Origin of the sequence: Embleya sp. NBC_00896 (genome assembly GCF_045207785.1) — a bacterium.
Classification (GTDB): Bacteria; Actinomycetota; Actinomycetes; order Streptomycetales; family Streptomycetaceae; genus Embleya.
On the sequence record NZ_CP108776.1, the window covers coordinates 4,588,564 to 4,602,540 of the forward strand.

General features: G+C 70.5%; 15 protein-coding genes. 9 read left to right on the forward strand and 6 right to left on the reverse strand.

Annotated elements, in window-relative coordinates; all coding sequences use genetic code 11:
* Positions 1-113: 113 nt before the first annotated feature.
* On the reverse strand, positions 114-1,262 hold the full coding sequence (locus OG928_RS20935) for an Mrp/NBP35 family ATP-binding protein (RefSeq protein ID WP_406286005.1): 1,149 nt from the start codon (positions 1,260-1,262) through the stop codon (positions 114-116).
* Positions 1,263-1,337: 75 nt separating this feature from the next.
* Here OG928_RS20935 and OG928_RS20940 point away from each other — a divergent pair, with 75 nt between their 5' ends.
* From OG928_RS20940 to OG928_RS20950, 3 genes are read left to right on the forward strand one after another with little or no spacing between them, the layout of a single operon-like run.
* Positions 1,338-2,231, forward strand: coding sequence for an amidohydrolase family protein (locus tag OG928_RS20940; protein WP_406286006.1), 894 nt, complete (start codon positions 1,338-1,340; stop codon positions 2,229-2,231).
* Positions 2,232-2,264: 33 nt separating this feature from the next.
* Positions 2,265-2,741, forward strand: a complete 477-nt coding sequence (locus OG928_RS20945) for a macro domain-containing protein (protein ID WP_406286008.1) — start codon at positions 2,265-2,267, stop codon at positions 2,739-2,741.
* Positions 2,742-2,761: 20 nt separating this feature from the next.
* Positions 2,762-4,003 (forward strand): benzoate/H(+) symporter BenE family transporter, encoded by a 1,242-nt coding sequence (locus tag OG928_RS20950; protein WP_406286010.1) that lies wholly within the window; start codon positions 2,762-2,764, stop codon positions 4,001-4,003.
* On the opposite strand, the gene OG928_RS20955 is transcribed toward OG928_RS20950, so the two are convergent.
* The 3 genes from OG928_RS20955 to OG928_RS20965 all read right to left on the reverse strand — a co-directional run bounded on the left by OG928_RS20955 (position 3,978) and on the right by OG928_RS20965 (position 6,538).
* Positions 3,978-4,559: a TetR/AcrR family transcriptional regulator gene (locus OG928_RS20955; protein WP_406286013.1), complete on the reverse strand. Its 582-nt coding sequence runs from the start codon at positions 4,557-4,559 to the stop codon at positions 3,978-3,980. The two genes, OG928_RS20950 and OG928_RS20955, sit on opposite strands and share 26 nt — an antisense overlap.
* 118 nt (positions 4,560-4,677) lie before the next feature.
* Positions 4,678-5,259 (reverse strand): DUF1003 domain-containing protein, encoded by a 582-nt coding sequence (locus OG928_RS20960; protein ID WP_406286015.1) that lies wholly within the window; start codon positions 5,257-5,259, stop codon positions 4,678-4,680.
* A complete protein-coding gene (locus tag OG928_RS20965) occupies positions 5,249-6,538 on the reverse strand; it encodes a magnesium transporter MgtE N-terminal domain-containing protein (protein WP_406286017.1) in 1,290 nt (429 codons plus the stop codon). The genes OG928_RS20960 and OG928_RS20965 overlap by 11 nt, the downstream gene beginning before the upstream one ends.
* 138 nt (positions 6,539-6,676) lie before the next feature.
* On the opposite strand from OG928_RS20965, the gene OG928_RS20970 reads away from it, so the two are divergent.
* Both OG928_RS20970 and OG928_RS20975 read left to right on the forward strand, forming a co-directional pair.
* On the forward strand, positions 6,677-7,432 hold the full coding sequence (locus OG928_RS20970) for a hypothetical protein (protein ID WP_406286019.1): 756 nt from the start codon (positions 6,677-6,679) through the stop codon (positions 7,430-7,432).
* Positions 7,433-7,538: 106 nt separating this feature from the next.
* Positions 7,539-8,489, forward strand: a complete 951-nt coding sequence (locus tag OG928_RS20975) for a hypothetical protein (RefSeq protein WP_406286021.1) — start codon at positions 7,539-7,541, stop codon at positions 8,487-8,489.
* A gap of 223 nt (positions 8,490-8,712) precedes the next feature.
* On the opposite strand, the gene OG928_RS20980 is transcribed toward OG928_RS20975, so the two are convergent.
* Positions 8,713-9,249, reverse strand: a complete 537-nt coding sequence (locus OG928_RS20980) for a hypothetical protein (RefSeq protein ID WP_406286024.1) — start codon at positions 9,247-9,249, stop codon at positions 8,713-8,715.
* A 115-nt stretch (positions 9,250-9,364) separates the two neighbouring features.
* Here OG928_RS20980 and OG928_RS20985 point away from each other — a divergent pair, with 115 nt between their 5' ends.
* Entirely contained in the window at positions 9,365-10,333 is a 969-nt protein-coding gene (locus OG928_RS20985; protein ID WP_406286026.1) for an HpcH/HpaI aldolase/citrate lyase family protein, read from the forward strand.
* A 106-nt stretch (positions 10,334-10,439) separates the two neighbouring features.
* Here OG928_RS20985 and OG928_RS20990 read toward each other — a convergent pair whose 3' ends face one another.
* Positions 10,440-11,342, reverse strand: coding sequence for an RNA polymerase sigma factor SigF (locus tag OG928_RS20990; protein WP_406286028.1), 903 nt, complete (start codon positions 11,340-11,342; stop codon positions 10,440-10,442).
* 180 nt (positions 11,343-11,522) lie between these two features.
* On the opposite strand from OG928_RS20990, the gene OG928_RS20995 reads away from it, so the two are divergent.
* The 3 genes from OG928_RS20995 (at position 11,523) to gltX (ending at position 13,940) form a co-directional block, all read left to right on the forward strand.
* Complete coding sequence (locus OG928_RS20995; protein ID WP_237535536.1) at positions 11,523-11,864, forward strand: STAS domain-containing protein; 342 nt, start codon at positions 11,523-11,525, stop codon at positions 11,862-11,864.
* Positions 11,865-12,046: 182 nt separating this feature from the next.
* Positions 12,047-12,418, forward strand: coding sequence for an ATP-binding protein (locus tag OG928_RS21000; protein WP_406286030.1), 372 nt, complete (start codon positions 12,047-12,049; stop codon positions 12,416-12,418).
* Between the two features lie 154 nt (positions 12,419-12,572).
* Positions 12,573-13,940 carry a glutamate--tRNA ligase gene (gene gltX, locus OG928_RS21005; RefSeq protein ID WP_406291104.1) on the forward strand — a complete coding sequence of 456 codons (1,368 nt, stop codon included), beginning with the start codon at positions 12,573-12,575 and terminating at the stop codon, positions 13,938-13,940.
* Positions 13,941-13,977 lie beyond the last annotated feature (37 nt).

Sequence of the window (13,977 nt, forward strand, 5' to 3'; positions counted from 1 at the left end):
CGTCGGCCGAGGTCCGGTGCGGAGGATCTTGACGTCATGGTCCGCCGACACCGCGTGTCGTGTCCATGACGTCAAGATCGACGCGGGGGAGCCCGGTCGGACGGTGGGCCCGGTCAGAAGTTGCGCAGCGGGGTCAGCCCCAGCTGCAGGCCGGACAGCCCGCGTTCGCGGCCGCCGAGCTTGGCGGCGATCTCGGTCAGCGCGATCGCGGCCGGGGAGTCCGGGGCGTCGACGACGACCGGCCTGCCGGTGTCGCCGCCCTCGCGCAGCCGCGTGTCGATCGGGATCGAGCCGAGCAGCGGGACCCTGGTGCCGGTGGCCGCCGACAGGCCGTCGGCGACGCGCTGACCGCCCCCAGAGCCGAAGATGTCGACCATCTCGCCGCAGTGCGGGCACGGCAGGCCGGACATGTTCTCGATCACGCCCGCGATCGTCTGGCGGGTCTCGACCGCGATCGTGCCCGCGCGCTCGGCGACCTCGGCCGCCGCCTGCTGCGGCGTCGTGACGACCAGGATCTCGGCGTTCGGGACGAGCTGCGCGACCGAGATCGCGATGTCGCCGGTGCCCGGCGGGAGGTCGAGCAGCAGGACGTCGAGGTCGCCCCAGTAGACGTCGGCGAGGAACTGCTGGAGCGCGCGGTGCAGCATCGGACCGCGCCACACCACCGCCGCGTTGCCGGGGGTGAACATGCCGATCGAGATGACCTTCACGCCCAGCGCCGACGGCGGCATGATCATGTTCTCGACCTGCGTGGGCTTGCCCTCCGTGCCGAGCATGCGCGGCACCGAGTGGCCGTAGATGTCCGCGTCCACGACGCCGACCTTGAGCCCCTGCGCGGCCATCGACGCGGCCAGGTTGACGGTGACCGACGACTTGCCGACGCCGCCCTTGCCGGACGCCACCGCGTACACCCGGGTCAGCGAGCCCGGTTGCGCGAACGGCACCTCGCGCTCGGCCTGGCCGCCGCGCAGTTGGTTCGCGAGCTCCTTGCGTTGCGTGTCGCTCATCACGTCCAGCTCGACCTCGACCGAGGTCACGCCGGGCAGGGCGGCGACCGCGGTCTCGACCCGGCTGATGATGGTCTCGCGCATGGGGCAGCCGCTGACGGTCAGGTAGACCGCGACCGCGACCCGCCCGTCCTCGTGGATCTCGACGGACTTGACCATGCCCAGTTCGGTGATGGGCCGGTGGATCTCGGGGTCCTGGACGGTCGCCAGCGCATCCTGGACGTCGTCCGCCGAGGGCAGGGTTTCTGAAGCCATACCGTGAGCTTACGACCCTGCCGCGAAAATCCTTTGAGAGCATCGACCTCCGAGCCGAACGGGGAGGTGGCCGAGATGACCACGGTGACCGAAGAGACGCGAGTGGCGCAGTTCCGGCGGGAGCTCGGCCTCGATTCGTTGATCGACGTGCACACGCACTTCATGCCGGGGCGTGTGCTCGACAAGGTGTGGGCGTATTTCGACGCGGCCGGTCCGCTGATCGGGCGCGAGTGGCCGATCACCTACCGGCTCGACGAGGACGCGCGGGTCGCGACGCTGCGCGGGTTCGGCGTCTCGGCGTTCACGTCGATGCTCTACCCGCACAAGCCGGCCATGGCCGAGTGGCTGAACGCGTGGTCGCGCGAGTTCGCCGAGCGGACCCCGGAGTGCCTGCACACGGCGACGTTCTTTCCCGAGCCGGGCGCGGTCGGGTACGTGCGCGACGCGATCGACGCGGGCGCGGCGGTCTTCAAGGCGCACGTGCAGGTCGGTGCGTACGATCCGACCGATCCGCTGCTCGACGACGTGTGGGGACTGCTCGCGGACGCCGGAGTGCCGATCGTCACACACTGCGGTTCGGGTCCCGTCCCGGGTCCGCACACCGGACCCGAGCCGATCGCGCGCGTGCTGGCCCGGCACCCGCGTCTGCGGCTGATCGTCGCGCACATGGGGATGCCGGAGTACGGCGCGTTCCTCGACCTCGTGGATCGCCACGACGGGGTGTACCTGGACACCACGATGGCCTTCACCGACTTCGCCGAGGAGTTCGCCCCCTTCCCGCCGGTCGACCGGCCGCGGCTCCTGGCGGCCGGCGAGCGGATCCTGTGGGGCAGCGACTTCCCGAACATCCCGTACGGCTACGCGCACGCGCTGGACGCGCTCACCCGATTCGACCCGGGCGACGACTGGCTCCGCGCGGTGTGCCACGACAACGCCGCCCGGCTGTTCGGTCGCGAACACGACGGGTGACGGTGCGTCAGGGCGGGCCGTTAGCGTGGCACCATGGGGACCATCACGTACGTACGGGGCGACGCCACCACACCGCTCGGCAAGGGCGTCAAGGTGATCGCGCACGTGTGCAACGACCAGGGCGGGTGGGGCAAGGGGTTCGTGCTCGCGCTGTCCAGGCGGTGGCCCGAGCCGGAGGCCGACTACCGGCGTTGGCATCGCGAGCGGGCGGGGAACGACTTCGGGCTGGGCGCGGTGCGTCTCGTGCGGGTGGACACCTACCTGTGGGTCGCCAACATGATCGGTCAGCACGGCGTCCGCACCGGCAGCAAGGGCCCGCCCGTGCGCTACCCCGCGATCGACACGGCCCTCGCCGGCGTCGCCGAGCGGGCGCTCGAACTCGGGGCCTCGGTCCACTTGCCGCGAATTGGCTGTGGTCTCGCCGGGGGCACGTGGGGCAGGGTTGAGCCGCTCATCCTCGAACGCTTGAGCTCGCGCGGTGTCTCGGTCACCGTGTACGACCACGGTTGACCGACAGGCGAGGCATCCCGGTGAGTACGGACACGACCACGACCGGCGACGCGACGGCGTCGCCCCCGACCAAGCCGAACCTGTGGCGGGACTCGTCGTTCTCGGCCGTCCTGGCCGGGCTGATCGCGGTGCTCGTCTCGTACTCGGGGCCGTTGGTGATCGTGCTGTCCGCCGCGTCGGCGGGCGGGCTGACCCAGGCGCAGACCGGTTCGTGGGTGTGGGCGATCTCGATCGGCAGCGGGCTCACCTGCCTGGGGCTGAGCCTGTACACACGGATGCCGATCATCACCGCGTGGTCCACGCCCGGCGCGGCGCTGCTGGTGACCAGCCTGGGTTCGTACCCGTACGCCGAGGCGGTCGGCGCGTTCGTGGTCACCGGAGTGGTGATCACCCTGGTCGGGGTCACCGGCGTGTTCGGCCGGCTGATGCGCCGGGTGCCGGGCGCGGTGGTGTCGGCGATGCTCGCCGGGATCCTGTTCTCGTTCGGGACCGGCGTGTTCACCTCGGTCAAGACCGAGCCGTGGACGGCCGGCGGCGTCCTGCTCGCCTACCTGCTCGCCAAGCGGTTCCTCCCGCGCTACGCGGTGCTCGTCGCGCTGGTGGTGGGCGTGGGGTGTGCGGCGGCGACGTCGCGGCTGCACGTCCACATCGACACGTTCGAGTTCGCCCGGCCGGAGTGGACCACGCCGCACTTCTCGGTGCCGGCCCTGATCGGGATCGCGGTACCGCTCCTGGTGGCCACGCTCGCGTCGCAGAACGCGCCGGGGATGGGCGTGCTGGCCGCGTCCGGCTACGCGCCGAACGACCGGGTGCTGATCGGCTCGACCGGCGCGATGTCCACGCTGCTCGCGCCGTTCGGATCGCACGCGGTCAACCTCGCCGCGATCACCGCCGCGATCTGTACCGGCCCCGAGGCCCACCACGATCCCCGCAGGCGGTACGTCGCGGGCGTCTCGTGCGGCGTCTTCTACCTGGTCGTCGGCATGTTCGGGTCGACCCTCGTGGCGCTGTTCGCCGGCCTGCCCACGGAACTCGTCGCGGCCGTCGCGGGCGTCGCGTTGTTCGGCGCGCTGGCGAACGGGCTCACCGGCGCGATGGCCGACGACGAGCACCGTGAGGCGGCCATGATCACGTTCCTGGCCACCGCGTCCGGGGTGACCATGTGGGGGATCGGGTCCGCGTTCTGGGGGCTGATCGCGGGCGTCCTCGCGCACGTGGTGCTGTCGGCCCGCCCGGTCAGTCGGCGCGGTTGGCGGCCATGAGCGCGCGCAGGCCCTCAGCGAGGTCGCGGCCGCTCGGCGCGTTGTCCGGATCGAACATCCACTGGCTGACGACGCCGACCAGTAGCGCCTGACACAGCGCGCCCACGGTGCGGGTCAGGTATTCGTTCCCGTCGCCGTCCACGCCCAGGAACACCGACACCAACCCGGCCCGGCCCTGGTTCTGCGCGTCGGCGAGCACCTTGCGGATCTCGGGCAGGTCGTCGAGGTTGGCCAGGATCTCGAAGTTGGCCGCCCACATCATCCGGTGCGCGTCCATCAGCTCGATCACTCGGGTCCAGACCGCCTCGAAGCGCTCCATGGGCTCCGAGTCGGCGCTCGCGGCGTGGGCGAGCGCGAGGCCGAGCTCGTCGCCCCACTCCTTCATCGACTCCAGGAGCGCCTGGTGCATGAGCGCGTCCTTGGACCCGTAGTGGTAGCCGATCGAGCCGAGGTTGGTGCCGGAGGCGGCGACGATGTCGCGCGCGGTCGTGCGGACGAAGCCCTTCTCGTACAGGCAGCGTTTGGCCCCGACCAGCAAGTCTTCGCGATGTCCCATGGAGCGATCGTAACCCGGATGTAGACGATTGTCTTATACATTTGAATAGGACATCTGTATAAAACCTGTGACGCCTCGTGTTCGCTCCCGGCGACCGCCGGCGGCCCTCGGCGCGACCTCAGGGCTGTTCGGTGTCCGGCGGTTGCTGCCGGCCCAGGTGCGCGTCGGTGACGTTGCGCCCCATCAGCCATCCGTCGGTCTCCCGACGCTCGTCCAACTCCTTGAGCATCGAATGGATTTCGGAGCGCAGGAAGTCACGGGTCGCGACCTCGCCGAGCGCGATCCGCAGCGCCGCCACCTCGCGGGTCAGGTATTCGGTGTCCGCGATGTTGCGCTCGTTGCGGGCCCGGTCCTGTTCGAGGTTGACCCGGTCCCGGTCGTCCTGCCGGTTCTGCGCGAGCAGGATCAGCGGCGCGGCGTACGACGCCTGCAGCGACAGCACGAGGGTCAGGAAGATGAACGGGTACTGGTCGAACCGCAGCGACGGCGGTACGAAGACGTTCCAGGCGATCCAGACGATCACCGTGGCCGTCATGTAGACGAGGAAGCGCCCCGTCCCCAGGAACCGCGCGATCCGCTCGGAGAACCGGCCGAACGCCTCCGGGTCGTACGCGGGCAGCAGCGACCGGCGGCCGGGATCGCGCGGTTGGTCCAGGCGCGGGCGGCGCCGCTTGTCGGCGGTCGTGGTCTCACGTGCCACGGCGCACACCTCCGCCCCCGTGACCCCCGTCGCCGTGTATGGCGCCCTCGCGCCAGTCCTCGGGCAGCAGGTGGTCGAGCACGTCGTCGACGGTGACCGCGCCGAGCAGGTGGTCGTCCTCGTCCACCACGGGCGCGGCGACCATGTTGTACGCCGCCAGGAAGCTGGTCACCTCGGCGAGCGGGGTGTCGGGGCGCAGCGGCATCAGGTCGGTGTCCAGGACGGCGCCGACGAGCGTGAACGGCGGGTCGCGCAGCAGCCGTTGGAAGTGCACGGTGCCCAGGTACTTGCCGGTGGGCGTCTCGGTCGGCGGACGGCACACGTAGACCTGGCTGGCCAGGGCCGGCGACAGGTCCGGGTTGCGCACGTGCGCGAGCGCCTCGGCGATCGTGGCGCCCGGCTCCAGGACGATCGGCTCGGTGGTCATCATGCCGCCGGCGGTGTCCTCGGAGTAGCGCAGCAGCCGCCGGACGTCCTCGGCCTCGTCGGGCTCCATCAGACCGAGCAGGCGCTCGGCGGTGTCCTCGGGCAGCTCGGAGATCAGGTCGGCCGCGTCGTCCGGGTCCATCGCCTCCAGGACGTCGGCCGCGCGCTCCTCCTGGAGCTGGCCCAGGATCTCGACCTGGTCGTCCTCGGGCAGTTCTTCGAGCACGTCGGCGAGCCGGTCGTCGTCCAGGGCCGCGGCCACCTCGGCGCGGCGCTTGGCGGACAGGTTGTGCAGCACGTTCGCGAGGTCGGCGGGCCGCAGCTGCTCGAACGTCGCGAGCAGGTTGGCCGCGCCCTGCTGGTCCTCCGGCCGTTCGAAGCCCACGACCGCGTTCCACTCGACCGTGATCGTCTCGCCGCGGCGCCGGCGCAGCCCGGACGTGCCGCCCTTTTGCACGAACAGCTTCGAGATCAGCCAGTCGCGCCCGCGTCCGAGCGCCATCGCGACGTCCAGCACGGTCACGGGCTCGTCCGTGTCGGCGAGGGTCACCCGGCGGTCCAGCATCTCGGCGAGCACGAGGGTCTCGCTCGGCCGCTGCACGAAGCGGCGCATGTTGACCAGGCCGGTGGTGATCACCTCGCCGGTCTCGACGCTGGTCACCCGGGTCATCGGCACGAAGATCCGGCGACGGGTGGCGACCTCGACGACCAGGCCGAGCACGCGCGGGGGCAGCTGGGCGGTACGCAGCATCACCACGACGTCGCGCAGCCGGCCGACATGGTCGCCGTTGGGATCGAACACGGCGACGCCCGCGAGGTGCGAGATGAACACCCGCCCGGATGACGCACCCATGCCGTGGTCCCTCCGTCGCCGATGCCAACGTCGATGTGTGCGCTGCCGCGCCTGTGTATGTGCCCCCGGACGGTCAGGCTACCGGTGAAGGTGGGCATGATCACGACACCTCGCGTCAGGCTCAGTACAGTGCGGCCCGTGCGCTTGCCTCAGACGAAGACCACGATCGCCCTCCTGGCCGCCTGCGTCCTCGCCGGCACGGCGTGTTCGAAGGAGGAGACCGGGCTCGGCACCGAGTCCCCGGACGTTATCGCCGGCAAGTCCAGGGCGGCGGCCTCGGGGGCCACGGCCGTCCACGTGCAGGGCGTGTGGAAGATCCAGAGCCAGGAGTTCCGGATCGACCTGCGGCTCAAACGTGAGGGCGGCGTGGGCACCGTGGTCACCGCGGACAGCACGATCGAACTGCTGCGGATAGGCGAGGACCTGTTCGTGCGCGGCGACGCGCGGCTCTACCAGGGGCGCGACGGCCGCGGCGGCGCGGACGTCGAGCAGTCGGCCGAGGCGCTGCGGGACAAGTTCGTCAAGGTCCCGCCGGCCGACCCCAGCTACGCCCGGCTGTCCGGCTTCACCCGGATGCAGGACATGATCACCGACCTGATCCGGCTCAACGGCAAGCTCAAGAAGAACGGCCGTGAGACGGTGCGCGGCGCCGAGACGCTCAAGGTGGTCGCCGACCGCGGTCGCGGCGGGGAACTGCGGGTGGCGCTGACCGGGACCCCGTTCCCGCTCAAGTACATCCCGTCGCCGACCGGCGGCGCGCTCGAACTCTTCGAGTACGACCAGGACTTCCCGCTGGTGCTGCCGAACGCCGACCAGGTCCTCGACTACGGCACGCTGACCGACGGCAAGGAGCCCACGGGCAAGTCGGGGGATCAGGTGCCGGGCACCGACTGAGGCGGCGGATTCCGGCTCCGGGATACGGTTTCCGGTAGGACGTCGACGCGGACGGGCGTCGAATGCGGACCATCGAGACATCGAACGACGACGAGGGATCCCAACGGTGGAACACGTGCGGCGCGGCTTCGTGGTGGCGACGGCTGTATCGGTCACGGTGCTGGCCGCCGGGTGCAGTGCGGGACGGCCCGCACATCGCTCGTGGCAGGCGCCGGTGGACGAACCGACGGCGGGCGCGCCGCTCGGGAACCAGGTGGACAGTCTCGACCCGGCGGCGATCCTGCAGCGCGCGCAGGCCGCGACGGCGGGCGCGAAGTCGGTGCACGTCAAGGGCGAACTGACGCTTCCGGGAACGGCGTCCAAGCCGGCCAAGCCGTTCAGCGTGGACATGCGCTTCACGAGCACGGGCGCAGAGGGCCAGATCGTCGAGGACGGCACGACCGCGTACATGACCCGCGTGCAGAGCCAGGTCTGGTTCCGCGGCGACGGGAAGTTCTGGTCGAAGGTGGACGGCCCGGCGGCCGAGCAGGCCTACCGGGACAAGTACGTACAGGTTCCGTCCGGTGACAAGAAGTACGCCGGGATCGTGGAGAACACGTACGTCGAACGGCTGACCAACAAGCTGATGGGCAAGCCCGGCAAGCTGGAGAAGGGCCCGACCAAGCAGGTCAACGGGCACCGGGCGATTGCCCTGGAGAACCGGACGCCCGGCGGGGGCGGCACGATCTGGGTCGCGACCGAGGGCGCACCGTACCTGCTGCGGATGGAGTCGGCGGCCGACGCGAAGCAGACCGGCGCGTTCGACTTCCTGGCCTACGGCGAGCGGGTGGACCTCCACGCGCCGGAGCCCAAGGACGTGGTGGACAAGGACCTGACCACTCAGGGCCGCCCCTCGTCCGGCAGCGGCAACGGCACCACCACACCCGGCTCGGGCACCAGAGGCTCCTCGGGCACCCCCACCACCTCGACCGGCCCCACCCGCCGCCCGGACATCGGCCGCGCCACCAAGCCCCCCCTCCCCAGCGGCATCAAAAACGACCCACTGCTCTTCTCCTGACCAAGCAGCCGGGCGGGGCTCGCTAGAGCCCGTCCGGCGCTTGAGGCCAAAAGCCCGCCCGGCGCTTGAGGGCAACCCTTCCAAGCCCGTCCGGCGTTTGAGGACAACCAGCCCGCCGGGCGCTTGAGGGCAAACAGCCTGCCCGGCGTTTGAGGGCAAGCCTTTCAAGCCCGTCCGGCGCTTGAGGACAAACAGCCCGTCCGGCGTTTGAGGACCCCCGCCGCTACCCCCGCCGCCGCAGCCGCCCGACCGAGAAGTTGAGCGGCGAAGCCCCCCGCGTCACCGCAGGCGACCCGATCGGCACCGCCCGCCCCGCCCCCGCAGCCGGCACCCGCCCCGCGCCCACCGGCATCAACCGCACCACATCGCACTCGCGCGCCCACCGCTCCGGCTGCGCCTCGCCGTCCGGCGCGTTCAACCGCGCCCCATGCAGCGCGAGCACGGCCGGTTCGTACAGCGGGTCGCCCGGCGCGACCACCGCGACCCGCGCGGTCCACCCGGGCAGCCGCCCGCCCTTGTCCTTGCTGCGCACGTCCACGAGCACCTCGTCGGCGCCCGCCAGGCCCTCCACGAACTGCTCGACCTCGCCGGCTCCGCGGGCCGTCACGACCCACGACGAGCCCTCCAGCCAGACGTGCCAGACCGGGCGGGCCGGCGCGGCCCCGACCGTGAGCCAGAGCAGCCCGGACTTCTTCGCGGCCTCTTCGACCAACGCGGCCTCGACGAGGGCGGCGTCCGGCAGGCTGTCGGTGTCCGTCATGCGCCCCAGCGTCCCACAGGCACCATCGGTCGAAAGTGCGCCACCTCATAGCCGCGTCGGGGTGACCCGTCGGTAACCTGACCGCACGATCCGCAGCACTGGGAGGACCAGACACATGGCCGCCACATCGCGTAGCTTGCGTTCCCGCCGTTCCTGCATGGCCGTCCCCGGCAGCAACCCGCGCTTCATCGAGAAGGCGCAGGGGCTTCCGGTCGACCAGGTGTTCCTCGACCTCGAGGACGCCTGTGCCCCGCTGGCGAAGGAAGGCGCGCGTCACACCATCGTCGACGCGTTGAACAACGGAGACTGGGGAAACCGGATCCGCGTCGTGCGGGTCAACGACTGGACCACGCACTGGACCTACCGGGACGTGGTGACCGTCGTGGAGGGCGCGGGAGCGAACCTCGACGCCATCATGCTGCCGAAGGTCCAGGACGCCGGCCAGGTCAAGGCGCTCGACCTGCTGCTGACGCAGATCGAGAAGACCGTCGGCCTGGAGGTCGGTCGGATCGGCATCGAGGCGCAGATCGAGAACGCCCGCGGGCTCGTGAACGTGGACGAGATCGCCGCCGCGTCACCGCGGGTGGAGACGATCATCTTCGGCCCGGCCGACTTCATGGCGTCGATCAACATGAAGTCGCTCGTGGTCGGCGAGCAGCCCCCGGGCTACGACACCGGTGACGCGTACCACTACATCCTGATGCGCATCCTGATGGCCGCGCGGGCCAACGACCTGCAGGCGATCGACGGCCCCTACCTCCAGATCAAGGAGGTCGACGGGTTCCGTCGGGTCGCCGGGCGCTCGGCCGCGCTCGGGTTCGACGGCAAGTGGGTGCTGCACCCCGGCCAGATCGAGGCCGCGAACGAGCTGTACTCGCCCACCCAGTCCGACTACGACCACGCCGAGATGATCCTCGACGCGTACGACTGGTGCACCTCCGCCGCGGGCGGCATGAAGGGCGCCGCGATGCTCGGCGACGAGATGATCGACGAGGCCTCGCGCAAGATGGCCCTCGTCATCTCGGCCAAGGGCCGCGCGGCGGGCATGGAGCGGACGCAGAAGTTCGAGGCCCCGCAGGGCTGACGGCCGATCGCACACACGCGTGGGGCGGGACCCGATCGGTGATCGGCTCCCGCCCCACGGTGCCTCGTATCCCGCCTCGAACACGGTCTCTCGTGCGGCCCGTCGGTCAGCTCTCGGTCAACAGGCCGGTGCGCAGCCTGCCCAACGTGCGCGACAGCAGCCGGGAGACGTGCATCTGCGAGATGCCCAGCTGCTCGCCGATCTCGGCCTGGGTCTTCCCGCCGAAGAAGCGCAGCATCAGGATGTGCTTCTCGCGGGCCGGCAGCGCGGCGATCAGCGGCTTGAGCGACTCGCGGTTCTCGACGAGCTCGATCGCGTCGTCGTCCGAACCCAGCCGGTCCATGGGGGCCGCGGCGTCCTCGTTGCCGGCGCCGCCGCCGGGGGCGTCGAGCGAGGACGCGCTGTAGCCGTTCGAGGCGATCATGCCCTCGACGATCTCCTCCCGGGAAACCTCCAGGAAGGCCGCGAGCTCGGCGACCGTGGGCGCGCGGTCGAGTTTTTGGCCCAGTTCGTCGCTCGCCTTCGCGAGCCGAAGGCGCAACTCCTGTAGGCGGCGCGGCACCCGGACCGACCACGTGGTGTCCCGGAAGAACCGCTTGATCTCGCCGAGAATGGTCGGCATCGCGAAGGTCGGGAACTCGACCTCGCGCTCGGTGTCGAACCGGTCGATCGCCTTGATCAGCCCGATCGTGCCGACCTGGACGATGTCCTCCAGGGGCTCGCTGCGGGTGCGAAAGCGCCCGGCGGCGAAACGGACGAGGGGCAGGTTGAGCTCGATGAGGGTATTGCGGACGTATTGGTACTCGTGCGTGCCCTCTTCGAGCCGCTTCAGCCGTTGGAACAACGTCTTCGAGAGCGCGCGCGCGTCGGTGGCGCCCATCGCACCGATTTCGGTCTCGTCGAACTCGTGCGTGAGTCCGTACAGATCCAGCTCTTCCGCCCCTGTGTTCGTTTCCGGCGGCCGCTGCGACTCCCGGACCTGCATCTCGGCTTCGAGCTGTACTGCCATGCCTCCCCCTCGTGACGCCGTTTTGAGGTCTCCCCTCAGCGCCTAACCCGGATGGGCGAGAGCAAACGCCATCGCCTCGAAAAACTTGTATCGGGCCGGTGAGCCCCACCGCACGGGGAAGGTCGTCTATCGTGTGCCCGGGCCGGAATACTCGGTGGTAAAGGGCAGCAGGAGGCTGGAATGCAGGGCGGCTTGACGGTGTCCGTGAGCACCAATGGCACCTCTGCGATCGTTACGGTCGCCGGTGAGATCGACGTGGACAGTGCCGCAGCGGTTCGGGACCGCCTCTTCGAGTGTGTCGAGCAGGGCAGCACGCGCCTGGTGATCGACTGCTCCGAGCTCGATTTCTGCGATTCGACCGGGCTGAACGCCTTCCTCGCCGCCCGTCTGCGCGCGCAGGCCGCAGGGGGAGCAGTCCACCTCGTGGGCGTTCAACCTGCTGTTGCGCGGGTATTCGAGATCACCGGTGCGGTACAGGGGTTCACGTTCCACGAGACCCTGGCAGAGGCGGTCGGAGAGTAGCTCGTGACTTCTGGTGTCCTCCAGCGGGATGCGGGCAACTATCACCGCGTAGCAGCGTGAGCGAGGTGAGCCAGTAGATGTGCGCCATGCGATCGCAGGCGCCCGGCGACGGGGGCGCCTGTTTCTCGACCCCACCGCTTCGTCAGGTGCGGAGGTTGCCGTTCGACGGCACGACGGGGGCGGTGGCACGGTCGAGGACGTTCATCCGCAACACGCTCCACGCGTACGGGTGGTCGGGCTCCGACGACGAACAGGTGATCCTGACGTCCGACGACGTGTTGCTCGTCGCGGTCGAGCTGGTGACCAACGCGTGCCTGCACGCGGGGGGTCCGGTGGAACTGCGCGTCGTCCGCACGACGGACCTGATCCGGATCGAGGTCGACGACCGCAGCGAGGAACCTCCGCTGGCGCGGGCGCCGCATTCGGGAACGCGGCCCGGCGGCCACGGACTTCACATCATCCGGCGCCTGACGCTGGACTGGGGAGTGGTCGTGCACAAGGGCGACGGCAAGACGGTATGGGTCGATATGCCGGTCCCCGAGGCCGTGCGCTGACCCGACCGCCGGGCGGCGAACCGACCCGGCGTCGGTTCCGGTCGACGTTCGGTCGGGTCCGCCCGGGTCGGCCGAGCGCGGTCCGCGCGGCGGATACCCTTGGGGCATGTCTGCCTCTTCGGTTCGTGTTCGTTTCGCTCCCTCTCCCACCGGCATGTTCCACGTCGGTGGCGCACGCTCCGCGCTGTACAACTGGGCCGTCGCGCACAAGGCGGGCGGCACGTTCGTGCTGCGGGTCGAGGACACCGACGAGGCGCGGAACCGGCCCGAGTGGACCGACGGCATCATCAGCGCGCTCGCCGCGATCGGGATCAACGCGTCCGCCCCGGCCTTCGAGGGCCCCTACTTCCAGTCGCAGAACGCGACCCTGCACCGCGAGTCGGCGGTCCGGCTGTTCGAGGCGGGCCGCGCGTACTACTGCGACTGCACGCGCGAGGACCTGGAGGTCCGGACCGGCTCCAAGCACCTGGGCTACGACGGCTTCTGCCGGGATCGGGGCCTGGCGGCGGGCGAGGGGCGCGCACTGCGGTTCCGGACGCCGGACGAGGGCGCCACGGTCGTGGCCGATCTGGTGCGCGGCGACACCGAGTTCCCGAACGCGTCCCTCGAGGACTTCGTGGTGGCCCGCGGCAACGGCTCGGCGGTGTTCCTGCTGGCGAACGTGGTCGACGACGTCGACCAGCGGATCACCATCGTCATCCGCGGCGAGGAGCACCTGTCCAACGCCGCCAAGCAGCAGCTCCTGTGGGAGGCGCTCGGCGCGACCCCGCCGCAGTGGGCACACCTGCCGGTGATCGTGAACGAGAAGCGGCAGAAGCTGTCCAAGCGCCGCGACAAGGTGGCCCTGGAGTCCTACCTCGACGAGGGCTACCTGCCCGAGGCGCTGGTGAACTATCTGTTCCTGCTCGGCTGGGGCCCCAAGGACGACATCGAGATCCGGCCGTACGCGGAGCTGGAGCAGCTCTTCGACCTGCGCGACGTGAACAAGTCGTCGGCCTTCTTCGACGTCAAGAAGCTGGCGTCGTTCAACGCCGACTACATCCGCGCGCTCGACGCCGACGCCTTCGTGCGGGCCTGCGAGCCGTGGGTGCTCGGGCCGAAGGCGCCGTGGGCGAAGGACGCGTTCGACCCGGCGGTGTTCGCCGAGGTGGCGCCGCTCGTGCAGACCCGGATCACGGTGCTCGACGAGGTCCCGATGTACGTGGACTTCCTGTTCCTGGACACGCCCGCCGAGGACGAGGCGGCGTGGGCCAAGGCGATGAAGCCCGGCGCCGCGGACATCCTGACCAGCGCGCGCGAGGAGCTCGCGAAGGCCGAGTGGAACGTGGACGCGCTCAAGGCCGCGGTCGAGGCCGCGGGCGCCGTACACGGGCTCAAGCTGTCCAAGTCGCAGGCCCCGGTGCGGGTCGCGGTGACGGGGCGCACGATCGGCCTGCCGCTGTTCGAGTCGCTTCAGGTGCTCGGCCGCGAGCGGGTGCTGGCCCGGGTCGACGCGGCGCTGGAGAAGCTCGCGGCGGCCTGACGAGACGTCACGGGGCGGGTGGCCGGGCGTACAACGG